Genomic DNA, 12,473 nt, shown 5'->3' with positions numbered 1-12,473 from the left:
GATTCGGAAGGGGAGTCGGAAGGGAGGAGGACGCGGGAGGCGTGCAGGTATCGGTCCCAGCCTGGACTTCTTCACCATCTATGAAAAGCGATGATTAGTGACGGATAATCTTCGATATCGTCGATGCTTTGGGAGGTCTCATGTTCGAGCTGCGCAGACTGCGCCTGCTGCACGAGTTCGCGCTGCGGGGCACGATCGCCGAGGTCGCCGCGAGCCTCTCCTACAGCCCGTCCACGGTGTCGCAGCAGCTCGCCCTCTTGGAGCGCGAGGCCGGGACCGCCCTCCTGGAGCCGGACGGCCGCCGGATCCGTCTCACCGCGCAAGGGCGGCTGCTCGCCGAGCACGCCGCGCGGATCCTGGAGCTCGACGAGGCGGCGCGTCAGGCTCTCGCCACGACCCCGGGGCGCGCCGAGCCGGTGCGCATCAGCGCGATGCCCACGGCGGCGGAGTCCCTCGTTCCCTCGGCGCTGAGCCTGCTCGCCGTCCGCGCTCCCGATCTTCGGGTGGAGATGGCCGAGGCGCCGCCGGAGGAGGGACTGTTCGAGCTCACCGCGCGCCGCTTCGACCTCGTCATCGCCGAGCAGTACCCCGGGCACACGCGCGAGCGTCGCGGGGGGACGGTGCACACGCTGATCGGTGAGGACCCCATCCGTCTCGTCCTCCCGCCCGCCGAGGACCCCGTTCCCCTGACACGGCTCCGGGATCGGGCGTGGGTGATGGAACCTCCGGGATCCGCCGCGCGGCAGTGGGCCGTGCAGCAGTGCCGCGCGGCGGGTTTCGAGCCGGACGTGCGGTTCGAGGCAGCCGATCTCACGGCGCACGTCCGCCTGATCGCGGCCGGCCACGCGGTCGGGATGCTGCCCGACCTCATCTGGGGCGACGACCGCCCCGGCGTGACGCTCGCCGACCTGCCAGGAACCCCGGTGCGCGAGATCTTCACGGCCGTGCGCGAGGCGGCGCGCGAGTCCGACGCCATCGCCCTCGTCCAGTCCGCCCTCCAGGACGCCTTCCCCCTCCGGGCCTGATGGCCGGGGCGGTTCGGGGGTTGAGGTTGGAGTTGCTTCCCTCGGCGCTGCGATGCCCCGCCGTGGCACTTCTTGCGGGTTGGGCGGCGTGTCAACCCGCAGAACCTGCCACGCTGGGGCACTTCGGGCGGGCCAGAGGCTGACCGTGAGCCCCATCGCCCCGCCACCACCGTTTCTGCCCCGCCGTGGCAGGTTCCGTGGGTTCGATGGGGGTTGAACCCACAAGAAGTGCCACGGCGGGACAGAAACGGCCCGCAACAGCCGCCCGGCCAGAAACGGCGACCACCCCCAGTCCGGGCCAGAAACGACCCGCAGGCCCGGCCCGAGTCAGAGCCGGCGGACCGTCGCGTGCGGGATCCGCTCCTGCATCACCCGGATCGCTTCGGGGTTCAGGTCGACGAGCACCGCGTCCCGACCCAGCGCGGACGCGACGGCACCGGTGGTACCGCTGCCCGCGAACAGGTCCAGCACCCGATCGCCTGGACGACTGGAGGCCTGCACGATCCGCCTCAGGACTCCCTCGGGCTTCTGCGTCGGATAGCCCGTCTTCTCCCGGCCGGAGGTCGGCACGATCGTGTGCCACCACACGTCGGTCGGGAGCTTGCCGCGCTCAGCCTTCTCAGCGCTGACCAGGCCGGGGGCCATGTACGGCTCGCGCTCGATGTCGTCCACGTTGAACACGTGCTCGCCGGGGGTCTTCACGTAGACGAGGATCGTGTCGTGCTTCGTGGGCCAGCGCGTCCGCGGCTTCGCCCCGTAGTCGTAGGCCCAGATGATCTCGTTGAGGAAATGGTCGCGACCGAACACGGCGTCGAGCATCACCTTGGCATAGTGCGCCTCGCGATAGTCGAGGTGCAGGTAGAGGGTGCCGTCGGACGCGAGGAGCCGCCACGCCTCCTCCAGCCGGGGCATGAGGAAGTCGCCGTAGTCGTCGAACCGGTCGTCGTAGGCGTGCAGGAGACTCCGCACCCGCTCGTAGCGGTGCCCGTGGAAGCCCCGATTGACCTCGACCGCTACCCCGACCGCGCCCTCCGTCTCGGCCGCGGCGTCCGCTGCGACGGGCGGATCGGCTCGCCGCGCTGAGACGGCGTGACGTTCCTGCGTTCGGCCGGTGTTGAACGGCGGATCGAGATAGACCAGTGTGAACGATCCATCGGGCAACGAGGCCGCAGCCGCCAGGCTGTCACCCTCGAGGATCTCGACCGCACCGACCTCAGCGGCGCCCGCCTCCGGCCTCGATCCCCCCGGCCCCGGCTTCGGCCCCGACCCGCTCACGGAACGCGATGGAGCCAGGCGTCGGTCGCGAACTTCGACTCCACGAGCGCCTCCGCCTCGGCGTACTCGTCGGCGGAGATCGTGCCGTCCTCGGCATCGGTGAGACCGCGGAAGGTGCTGATGAACCGATCGATGATCTCGGCGCGGGAGAGCCCGGTCTGACTGCGCAGCGGATCCACCCGCTTGGCCGCCGAGGCGGTGCCCTTGTCGCTGAGCTTCTCGCGGCCGATGCGCAGCACCTCGGTCATCATCTGCCCGTCGATGTCGTAGGACAGGGTCGCGTGGTGGAGCACTCCGCCGTTCGCCAAGCGCTTCTGCGCTGCCCCGCCGATCTTGCCGGAGGGACCTGCGATGTCGTTCAGCGGCTGGTAGACGGCGTCGATCCCGAGCGAGCGCAGCGCCTGCAGCACCCAGTCGTCGAGGAACGCGTAGGAGTCGGCGAAGGTCATTCCCTGCACCAGCGAGGCCGGCACATACAGAGAGTAGGTGATGATCTGCCCGGCGGCCATGAGCATCGCCCCGCCGCCCGAGATCCGGCGGACGACCTCGAAGCCGTGCTTCGCCGCCCCCTCGGGGTCGACCTCGTTGCGGTACGACTGGAACGAGCCGATGACGACCGCGGACTCCTCCCACTCCCAGATCCGCAGGGTCGGCCGACGCAGCCCGGCGCCGACGCGGGTGGTGAGCACCTCGTCGAGGGCGAGGTTCATGCGCGGCGACACGGCCTTGTCGTGCACGACCTCCCAGTCGAAGTCACGCCATCCCGGCGCGGTCACAAGGGCGCGGCGGACGGCGGTCCCCACGGCGTCCGGCGTGAACCCGAGGAGCTGGGCGCCGTCCGGCAGCGCAGCACGGACGGCGGCGGCGATGCCCGTCGCGTCGGTCTCGACGGGCAGGCCCGAGACTGCGGCGTTGATGTCGTCGAGCGCGGTGTCCGGTTCGAGGAAGAAGTCGCCGGCGAGCCGGAAACCGGCGATCGAGCCGTCCGTCACCTCGAAGTCGACGACGACGAGCTTTCCACCTGGGACCTTGTATTCACCGTGCACGCACTCAGCCTACGCGCGGGCGCGCATCGGCGGATCAGCGCGCGGGGACGTGCTTGTCGAGCCAGGCCAGCACATCCGCGCGGACCTCGTCCTGCTGGAGCTCGGCGAACACCTCGTGCCGCGCGTCCGGGTAGACCAGGGTGGTCACGTCCGTCAGTCCGGAACGCGTGCGGTACTCGTCGGCGAGCCGGTGCACGCTGCGCGGACCGCCGACCGGATCGTCCCGCCCCACGAGCAGGAGGATCGGCACGTCGACCCCGAGGTCCTTGCGCGGGCGACCGTAGAGCTTGGCGGCCTCGGCCAGGCCGAACAGCTTCAGCAGCGGCACCTCCGTGGTGAGCGGGTCGTTCCGGAACGCCTCCCCCACTGCGGGGTCTCGCGAGAGCCATTCGAGTCCGGTCGCATCCGGTCCCGCCCAGCGCGCGTTCAGCGGCCGCGAGTTGAGGAAGCGCGGGGTGCGCAGCGCCGAGCCGCTGAGGATCACGGCGTCGTACGCGTCCGGATGCTCGTTCAGGAGCATCTGCGACAGGAAGGATCCCCAGGAGTGTCCGAGCAGCACGAGCGGCAGGTCGGGGTGCTCGGTGCGGATGATCTGCGTGAACTGCCACTCCGCCGCGACCGCCGCACGCAATCCGCCGGGCCCGAGACGCCCGAGCTTCGACGCGTCGCCGTGCTGCTTCATCCCGGTGCGTCCGTGGCCGCGGTGGTCGTCGGCGTATACGACGAACCCGGCGGCGGTGAGCGCGGCGATCAGCGCGCCGTACCGCCCGGCGTGCTCGCCGACGCCGTGCAGGAGCTGGACGACGCCCCGTACGGGATCATCCGGGCCTCCGGCTGCCGGATGGACGTCGTAGACGATCGCGATGCCGTGCGCATCGGTGAACTCGGCGGTGCGGAACTCGGCCATGCCCCGAGTCTACGGATCGAGCGCCGTCCGCGATCCCCCGCCGACGCGGAACGGAATCAGAGTCCGAGCGCGCGGCGGACGGCGCGCGCTCGATCGAGGTCGGTCACCTCGTGGCCGCCCACGCCGTCGTCCGCGGATCCCATCCGCACGCCCCCGTCCGCGAGCACGGTGCGCTTGGCCGAGAAGTGCACGGCGTCGACCCCGGTGGCGGCGATCTCGGCGACGGTCTCGGCGTTGACGCCGCTGCCCGCCATCACCTGGATCCGTCCGTCGGCGAGGGCGACGAGAGCGCGCAGCATGTCCAGCCCGTCGATCGCCGCGGAGGATCCGCCCGAGGTCAGCACGCGTGCGAAGCCCAGGTCGATGGCTGCGGCGAGCGCGGCGAGCGGATCGGGGGTCACATCGATCGCGCGGTGCAGGGTGACCGGAGCGCCGTCCGCGGCGTCGCGCAGGCGGGCGAGGGCATCGACGTCGACCCTGCCGTCGGCATCGAGGGCGCCGATCACCACGCCGGCTGCGCCGTTTCCGACCGCGACCCGGATATCGTGCACGCTGGCCGCCAGCTCCTCCGCGTCGTAGTGGAAGCCCCCAGCACGCGGCCGGACGAGCACATGGATCTCGGGACCGTCGTCGCCGGACGCCTCCAGGGCCTGCGCCAGCGTGGCCGGCGAGGGGGTCAGACCTCCGAGCGGAAGGGCCTGGGCCAACTCGACGCGCGCGGCGCCGATCTCTCGGGCGACCCGCACTCCGGCGGCATCCTGAACGGCGACTTCAAGGGCGATCGTCATGCTTCCATTCTTCCCGCTCTCCGGAGGTGCTCCGTTCATTCCTCCGACCTTTCGGCGATGACGGCGGGGCAACGATCGCGGTCGGTCGCGTATCAGGACCGCCGAGGCCGGCTAGAGGCCAATCCACCCATCGATGAGCGGGTTGATGTCCTCGACGCGCTCGACCACGATCCGCTCCGGCAGCTCGCCGAGAGCCGTGGCGACCAGGACGACCGCGGTGTCGCCGTCTCGGAGCTCGACGCTCGCCGAGTCGTCGTCGTGCTCCGCGAGCGTCGCGTCGACGGTCGCGCTCCGGCCGACGAAGTGCACGACCGTCGCTGACGCCGTGGCGGCGCCCGCCGGGTCGAGGCCCATTCGCACCCGCAGCACTTCGGCCTCCACGGCCGGCGCCGAGCCGATCCTGACCGTCGGCCGCCGCCCCGATCCCTGCGGAGGCGCGGGCCAGAACCCGGTCCAGGCGTAGGCGCGCGGCACATCCAGCGGGAACTCGATGAACGCACCATGCCAGTCCGGCGAGGTGAGCGCGTACGCACGGGTGTCCGCGGCGAGCATCTGCGCGCGGATCCTGTCCTGCAGCGCCTTCGCCTCGTGCGGCGCGAGGGGGACCTTCTCCATGCCGTCACGCTATCCGGAACGCTCCGTATAGGACACCTGCGCGATCCGGATGAGCGCACGCCTGGCGCCGGGGATCGTCATCGCCGGAGGGGTATCCGACACGACGGCTGGGCCGGATCATTCCCTCAGATGCGGCGTGTACAACACGATCGGGTACGAGTGCGCGCACGTCGTCGTATCATCCACGCGTACGCGGGGAACACTACTGGGATACCGAGAAGTGCCCCTGGTAGTCGGGATGATCCCCGCGTACGCGGGAGCACGACGTCCGCCTGAGTGATCGTGTGCTCCCCGCCGGATCATCCCCGCATACGCGGGGAGCACCGCGAATGTCCCAGGAGAGGCTAGCGTCCAGGGGGATCATCCCCGCATACGCGGGGAGCACATGACGGTCAAGGTCGTGGTCTCGCTGCCGCCGGGATCATCCCCGCATACGCGGGGAGCACGCGGGGATCAGCGGGGCGATGACGTGCGGGCCGGGATCATCCCCGCATACGCGGGGAGCACACTTGTTGATCAGGAGTTTATCCGCGCCCCACCCCGAAACTCGTTCAGTTTGCCGCCGCGCCTCCGGCTTCACCATGCCCCGCCCGGCGCTCCGACGCGCGGACGAGCACGATCCCGCAAATCCGGCGCACAATGGAGGAATGGGACTCTTCACACAGCGGCCGGAGGAACCCTCGGCCTGGGCGGCGCTTCCTGGCGAGCCGCTCGACGAGACCGACGATTTCGACCTGCCCGAGACCCCGGCCCTGGATCCGATCGGCCTCGGCGCCGCGGCGGTGACGTCGATCGGCATCTCGATCACCCCCTCGGCCATCTCCGGTGACGAACCGCCGGAGACAGAGATCACACCGTCGAGCGAGTCCGACAGCCCAGAAGACAGCGGCGCAAACGGCACAGAGGCCTGAGGCACCGAGGCCTGAGGCCTGAGGCCTGAGGCCTGAGGCGTCACCCTCACGACCTCCGTCACGTCGAGAGGCTGGTCACCCCTCCCCCGGACGGTCCTTGCGTTCGACGCGAATCGGCGTCGTGACGGTGGTCGCGGCCTTCTCGTCGCGGAAAGCGGCGGGATCCATGGCGCGCACGACCGAGAGGGGGCGCGTCTCGTCGAGCGTGAGCAGGAAGCGGGTGTCGTCACGACGATGCAGGCGCCCGGACATGGACATCCAGGTGATGCCGATCGCGAAAGCGAGGAGGCCCGCGACGCCACCGACGGCGATCGCGGTTCGCGCCGAGAACGCGTCGACGATCCAGCCGGCGATCGGCGCGCCGATGGGCGTCGACCCCATCACCACGGCCATGTAGAGCGCGAGCACTCGTCCGCGCAACGCCGGATCGGTGGTGGTCTGCACATAGCCGTTCGCGGTCGTCAGCATCGTGACGGTCGAGAAGCCGACCAGGATCAGCACCGCCGCATACGACCAGTAGGTGGGCATGAAGGTGGAGACGATCGAGGCGACGCCGAACCCCGCCGCCGCGATCACCAGCACCCGCACGCGCGCCCGATCCCGTCGCGCGGCGAGCAGGGCGCCGGTGAGGGAGCCGATGGCGAGGACGGAGCTGAGAAGGCCGTACCCGTCGGCCTGGCGCCCGAACTCCAACGCCATCGTGGAGGCGAAGATCGGGAAATTCATGCCGAACGCGCCGATGAGGAAGACCATCGCGAAGACGACGATCAGATCGGGCCTGCCCCGCACGTAGTGGAAGCCTTCGGCCAGCCCGCCGGACCGGCGGTGCTTGCCGCGCGGCGTGAGCTCGCTCCTGCGGATGAGGAGCAGCGCGACGATCATCGCGAGGAACGTGGCCGCGTTCGCGACGAACACCCAGCCCGATCCGATCGCGACGATCAGGAGCCCGCCGACGGCCGGGCCGATCAGCCGCGCCATGTTGAACGACGCCGAGTTCAAGGCGACGGCGTTGGAGGTGTCCTCCAACCGAACCATGTCGGACACGAAGGCCTGCCGCGCGGGGGCGTCGAAGGCGTTCGCGATGCCGAACCCGAGGGCGAACAGCAGCATCAGCGGCAGCGTCATGACGCCGGTGAGGAGCAGCACGGCGACACCGAGACCCAGCAGCATGAGCGCGGACTGCGTCGTCAAGAGCACGATGCGTCGATCGAACCTGTCGGCGACCCAGCCGGTGAGGCTCACCAGCACGAGGGGCGGGCCGAACTGCAGCGCCATCGTGACGCCCATGGCCGTCGCATCGTTGTCGGTGAGCTCGGTGAGCACCACCCAGTCCTGGGCGGTGGCCTGCATCCAGCCGCCGATGTTCGAGATGATCGCGCCGAGGAACCAGACCCGATAGTTGAACGAGGAGAAGGATCGGAACATCGCGCTCATTGCTCGGCCACCCTCCGCATCAGGGCGCTGGCCTCGCGGAGGACCGCGAGGTCGTGCTCGGTGAGGCCGGCCTCGACGAGCTTCCCCGCCAGCAGCTCGTCCCGCCGCCGGATGGTCTCCACGACGATCTCGGCCCCGACCTCGGTGATCTCCACATGGACGCGACGGCGATCATCCGGATCCGGGATCCGCGTGACGTACCCCTGCTCCTCCAAGCCGCTCACCATCGCGCTCATCGACGGCGCGGTCACCCGCTCGCGGACGGCGAGCGCCGTGATCGAATGCCGCCCATGCATGCGGAGGGCCGCGAGGACGGCGAGCTGCGCGTCGCTCATCGCGTCCACCGCACGGACGGAGCGGAGGCGTCGCGCGAGGCGGAACGCGGCAAACCTCAGATCGGTGGCGGTACGGGAGAGGGGATCTTCAGGCGCAGTCATTACTTAGACAGTCTAAGTAATTTTTGGGTGTCGTGGGTCGGCGGTGGTCCGCCGCGGATGTCCGACGGTGTCGACGCGGTCTTGGGACAGTGGGTCGACATCGGGCTGACCCCGATCCAAGGCACTCGCCGCAGCGGCAACGGAACCGACTCAGCGTCTTGACCTCTCGGTTGGCTCTAAAGTGAACTCAGTTTCCCTCTTCCTCCACGGAAAGCCCAGGTCAGGAAGAGTGCTCCCCGCGTACGCGGGGATGATCCCCACTACGGCTACTCGGCCCCAGAGGGCACCCGGTGCTCCCCGCGTACGCGGGGATGATCCCCGGCTGAATGCTCTGCTCCGGTGAGAGAGAGGGTGCTCCCCGCGTACGCGGGGATGATCCCCGGGGCACTCTGTCGAGGTCGGACATGGCGACGTGCTCCCCGCGTACGCGGGGATGATCCCAGCGGTGCCGGCCGTCTCGTCGGCATCGAGCAGTGCTCCCCGCGTACGCGGGGATGATCCCTCCGCCTGAAGCCGGACCCTGCCGCCGCTCTCGTGCTCCCCGCGTACGCGGGGATGATCCGCCCATAGTGACGTCGACCTCAGTCTCGCCGGGGTGCTCCCCGTACGCGGGGATGATCCCAGGTACGCGCCGGTCGTCGCCGGGAGCTTCTGGTGCTCCCCGCGTACGCGGGGATGATCCCACCCGGTCGGAGCGGCTCGCGGGCGGGCGTGGGTGCTCCCCGCGTACTTGGGGATGGCCTGCCTGGCAGCTCGGTCCAGATCGGGAGGAGCTTGCGCTCCTCACCGTCTGGATGATCCACCAGCCTCATCGGCGAGACTGCAACTGCGTCTCGAGACAGCAGAAAATTCGCGCTGTTTCGAGACGCAGTTGCAGTCTCGCGAGGCTTTGGTCGCCTGCGCGTCGTGAGCCAGCAAAAGGCGCGGCGGCAGACCCAAGGCAAGTCCAAATCCCGGAGGTCCAAGCCCCCTCCGGACACAACGCCCCCGCCCGGGCCCCTAGGCGTGGAGCAGGGCTCGCCGGGAGGACGGGCGGGAGGCTGCGGGCGCGAGGGCTCCGAGGACGCGGACCAGGGTCGTCATCCAGAGAAGGGCCAGCCCGACGGCGATCGCCTCCAGCGCCGCGCCGGAGAGTATCCGCATCGGCATCCACAGGATCACCGAGCCGACGAGGAGAACGCCGAGCCCCCAGGTCGTGAGCGACAGAGCGCGGGGCGGGCCCGGGAGGATCCACGCCGTGACCGACGCCGCCGCGAGGAACAACGCGAGGGACGCCACCGCCGCGATGACGTGCAGGACCGTCATCGGCTCGACCGGGACCGCGCCGACCAGGGCGAGTGCGATGCCCGCGGCCGCCCACAGGGAGACTGCGACGGTGATGCGCGGAAGTGCCCCGTCTCCGAGGAGACGATGCAGGTCGCGTCCGATGTACGAGCCGACCGTCGCCATCAGGAAACCTGCCACCACGAGCGTGCCGTTGAACGCCCACCCGCCCTCGCCGAGCCCCAGCTGAGAGAAGTTGTTCTCCCACCAACGCGGCTCGGTGGCTGTGAGCATGGCGAAGAGCGTGCCGATGATGAGGAAGCCGAAGACGAGGCCGGCAAGATCGCGGGTGCGCAGATCGATTCCCGCGCTGTAGGCGAAACGCCCGCCGACGGCGCTGACCGCGCCGGTGAAGAGGCCGCCGCCGATGGCCGCGACCTCCAGCCCCTGCAACCCTTGAGCCAGCACCTGACCGGCCAGGAGGACACCGAGCACCGACACGGCGCCGAACGCCACGGTGACCGCGGTGCTCGCCAGATCCGACACGATCGTCTGCCATCGCGGCATCGCCCTGGTCTCGCCGCGCCGGTTCGTGATCGTGCTGACCAGGAACGCCGCCGCCGACACCGCGCCCGCGATGAGCGCGGCAGGCAGACCGAGGGATCCGGCGCCGGCCAGCGGCCGCGGAACGCCGCCGAGCACGAGCGCGCCCAGGATCGCGCCGACGACGAAGCAGACGCCCGTCGCCACGACCGTTCGCGTCTCGCGCCGCAGCTTCTCGACCTGATCCATCTCGTCTATCGAAGCATGAGCCTCGGACATGCCGGAGGGTGGGGGCGCGGCCAGGGTCAGGGTTTCAACCGGGGCCGGGGTCGAGGCCGAGGTCGGGATCGGGTGGGTCCGATCGCATCGGGTCGTTCCACCATTCCGGACACGACCGCACGACGGGGACACAGGTGCACGACGGGATCAACCACATCGTCGTGCACCCGTGCCCAGGTCGTGCATCTGCCCTCACCCACCCCATGGCGGCCGCCCCGTGGCGGGACCCGAGGCTTGTCCGCGCGGCCATACCTGCGCCTGGGCATCCGCACGACCAAGACACAGATGCACGACGAGATCAACCACATCATCGTGCACCCGTGTCCAAGTCGTGCATCCGTGCCCGGACCTGCACCCGAGGCCCCGCGCACACCCGGTCACGGAACCGGAACCGGAGTCAGAAACCCGACCGACTCAGCCCGGAACCGGACCGGAATCGGAACCAAAACCAGACCGGAACCAGCCCCGGCCTAAGCCCGACAAGGCTCAGACCGTGAGGATCGCAGCCTCCAGGCGGGCGTAGGAGGCCTCCATGCCGTCGGTCATGCCGGTGGCGAGGATCATGTCGCGGGTCTCCTTGTCCGGATACTCGATGAGGAGGGTGATGAGCGTGGCGCCGTCCTCCTCGTCGAGGTTCAGGTCGTTGAGCGTGGACGGCCCGCCGGCGCCGGTCATGCGCTCGGTCGTCACGGCACGTCGCGGCGCATCGATCAGCAGTGCCTCGCCGTCGAACCCGAAGCCCTGCCCCTCGGTGTCGCCGATCGGCTCCCAGGCGTAGCGGTAGGCCCGGCCGACCTCGGTCGCCGGCTCGCAGACGGTCATCGCCCAGCCATCGGGCCCGAGCATCCACTGCCGCAGCAGCTCCTCCTCATGGTGCGCTCGCCAGACCAGCTCGCGCGGCCCCTCGACGAGGCGGGTGATGCGCACGTGAGTGTCGTCGAGCAGCTCGGTCTGCGTGCCCTTCCCCTGGGCGTAGGCGCGCAGCCCCTCCAGCACACGGTCGAGCTGGTTCATGGCCATGGTGGATCCCTCGACGGCACCCATCGCGACGACCTGGTCGAGCGCCTCCGCCGACGTGAAGTAGGTGGTGTTCGTCATTCGCGTGCCGTCGGCGGTGGCGGCGAAGTCGAACGACATGCGCATTGAGGGGAAGCCGTCGAGCGGCTCGCCGTCGTCTCCGACGAAGCTGTCGAGGACCTCGAAGCGGCTCGGCTCCTCGATCGCCAGGAACTCCCACGACCCCGCGGAACTCTCCCCCTTCGGGCTGGTCATGTGATACCTCGCCCGTCCGCCGACCGTGTGATCGAAGGCGGAGAAGGTGGCGGGCCATCCGGGCGGGCCCCAGAAGCGCTCGAGCTGGCGCGGATCGGAGAAGGCCGACCAGACGCGCTCGACCGGCGCGGCGAAGTCGGCGACGAGGGTCATCGTCAAGTTCTCGGGGTCGGTGGTGACGGAGGTCACGGGCATGGTCAGGCTCCTTCGGAATGTATCGGTTCGGGGGTCGGTTCGGCCAGCAGCGCATCGAGGCGATCGACGCGCGCCCGCCAGAGGTCTTCGTATCGGGCCAGCAGCGCCCTGGCGCGGGCGATCATGGTCGGATCCGCCCGGACCAGCCGCTCCCGCCCCTCGGCGCGCTTGATGATGAGGTGCGCGGCCTCCAGGACGGCGACGTGCTTCTGCACTGCCGCGAACGACATGTCGTACTCGCCGGCCAGCTCCGAGATCGACCGCTCCTCGGCGAGCGTGCGCCGCAGGATGTCGCGCCGCACGGTGGCCGCCAGCGCCTGGAACACCCGGTCGGTCTCTTCATCGCTCAACTCTGTTTGTGCAACCATTTGGTTGCACGTTACGTCAGGGTCGGCGGTTCGTCAAGATCCATCCGCTTCCCGTCGCGAATTCTGCCGCTCACATCGCGCTCGGGCGGCAGAATTCGCGACGGGAACGTGGGTA

Annotated in this window: 12 protein-coding genes and 1 CRISPR repeat array; of the genes, 2 read left to right on the top strand and 10 right to left on the bottom strand. The window is 69.9% G+C overall.

Annotated elements, in window-relative coordinates:
- Window positions 1-128: 128 nt before the first annotated feature.
- Window positions 129-1,025 carry a LysR substrate-binding domain-containing protein gene (locus J2Y69_RS08665; RefSeq protein ID WP_310019643.1) on the top strand — a complete coding sequence of 299 codons (897 nt, stop codon included), beginning with the start codon at window positions 129-131 and terminating at the stop codon, window positions 1,023-1,025.
- Between the two features lie 327 nt (window positions 1,026-1,352).
- Here the strand turns inward: J2Y69_RS08665 and J2Y69_RS08660 are convergent, their stop codons facing one another.
- The 5 genes from J2Y69_RS08660 to J2Y69_RS08640 all read right to left on the bottom strand — a co-directional run bounded on the left by J2Y69_RS08660 (window position 1,353) and on the right by J2Y69_RS08640 (window position 5,656).
- Window positions 1,353-2,222 (bottom strand): DNA-methyltransferase, encoded by an 870-nt coding sequence (locus tag J2Y69_RS08660; protein WP_310019730.1) that lies wholly within the window; start codon window positions 2,220-2,222, stop codon window positions 1,353-1,355.
- Between the two features lie 74 nt (window positions 2,223-2,296).
- Window positions 2,297-3,346: a lipoate--protein ligase family protein gene (locus J2Y69_RS08655; protein ID WP_310019641.1), complete on the bottom strand. Its 1,050-nt coding sequence runs from the start codon at window positions 3,344-3,346 to the stop codon at window positions 2,297-2,299.
- A gap of 34 nt (window positions 3,347-3,380) precedes the next feature.
- Entirely contained in the window at window positions 3,381-4,253 is an 873-nt protein-coding gene (locus tag J2Y69_RS08650) for an alpha/beta hydrolase (RefSeq protein ID WP_310019639.1), read from the bottom strand.
- A gap of 56 nt (window positions 4,254-4,309) precedes the next feature.
- On the bottom strand, window positions 4,310-5,041 hold the full coding sequence (locus tag J2Y69_RS08645; RefSeq protein ID WP_310019637.1) for a copper homeostasis protein CutC: 732 nt from the start codon (window positions 5,039-5,041) through the stop codon (window positions 4,310-4,312).
- 111 nt (window positions 5,042-5,152) lie between these two features.
- The gene (locus J2Y69_RS08640; RefSeq protein ID WP_310019635.1) at window positions 5,153-5,656 is read right to left on the bottom strand and encodes a hypothetical protein; all 504 of its coding nucleotides are present in this window, start codon (window positions 5,654-5,656) and stop codon (window positions 5,153-5,155) included.
- Between the two features lie 647 nt (window positions 5,657-6,303).
- Between J2Y69_RS08640 and J2Y69_RS08635 the strand changes: the two genes are divergently transcribed.
- Complete coding sequence (locus J2Y69_RS08635; RefSeq protein ID WP_310019633.1) at window positions 6,304-6,567, top strand: hypothetical protein; 264 nt, start codon at window positions 6,304-6,306, stop codon at window positions 6,565-6,567.
- Window positions 6,568-6,642: 75 nt separating this feature from the next.
- Here J2Y69_RS08635 and J2Y69_RS08630 read toward each other — a convergent pair whose 3' ends face one another.
- From J2Y69_RS08630 to J2Y69_RS08610, 5 genes are all read right to left on the bottom strand, one after another.
- Window positions 6,643-7,992, bottom strand: a complete 1,350-nt coding sequence (locus tag J2Y69_RS08630; protein WP_310019726.1) for an MFS transporter — start codon at window positions 7,990-7,992, stop codon at window positions 6,643-6,645.
- Window positions 7,993-7,997: 5 nt separating this feature from the next.
- Window positions 7,998-8,438 carry a MarR family winged helix-turn-helix transcriptional regulator gene (locus J2Y69_RS08625; RefSeq protein ID WP_310019631.1) on the bottom strand — a complete coding sequence of 147 codons (441 nt, stop codon included), beginning with the start codon at window positions 8,436-8,438 and terminating at the stop codon, window positions 7,998-8,000.
- Window positions 8,439-8,667: 229 nt separating this feature from the next.
- Window positions 8,668-9,121: direct repeats of the CRISPR family, unit length 29 nt; unit sequence GTGCTCCCCGCGTACGCGGGGATGATCCC.
- 316 nt (window positions 9,122-9,437) lie between these two features.
- On the bottom strand, window positions 9,438-10,493 hold the full coding sequence (locus J2Y69_RS08620; RefSeq protein WP_310019629.1) for a DUF998 domain-containing protein: 1,056 nt from the start codon (window positions 10,491-10,493) through the stop codon (window positions 9,438-9,440).
- Window positions 10,494-11,009: 516 nt separating this feature from the next.
- Window positions 11,010-11,990 (bottom strand): SRPBCC family protein, encoded by a 981-nt coding sequence (locus tag J2Y69_RS08615; protein WP_310019627.1) that lies wholly within the window; start codon window positions 11,988-11,990, stop codon window positions 11,010-11,012.
- A 2-nt stretch (window positions 11,991-11,992) separates the two neighbouring features.
- Window positions 11,993-12,358, bottom strand: a complete 366-nt coding sequence (locus J2Y69_RS08610) for an ArsR/SmtB family transcription factor (RefSeq protein WP_310019625.1) — start codon at window positions 12,356-12,358, stop codon at window positions 11,993-11,995.
- Window positions 12,359-12,473: the final 115 nt, after the last annotated feature.

This window comes from Microbacterium resistens, from assembly GCF_031456305.1.
GTDB classification, from domain to species: domain Bacteria; phylum Actinomycetota; class Actinomycetes; order Actinomycetales; family Microbacteriaceae; genus Microbacterium; species Microbacterium resistens_A.
The sequence above is the reverse complement of the archived record's forward strand: the minus strand, read 5'-3'. Positions and strand labels throughout refer to the sequence as shown.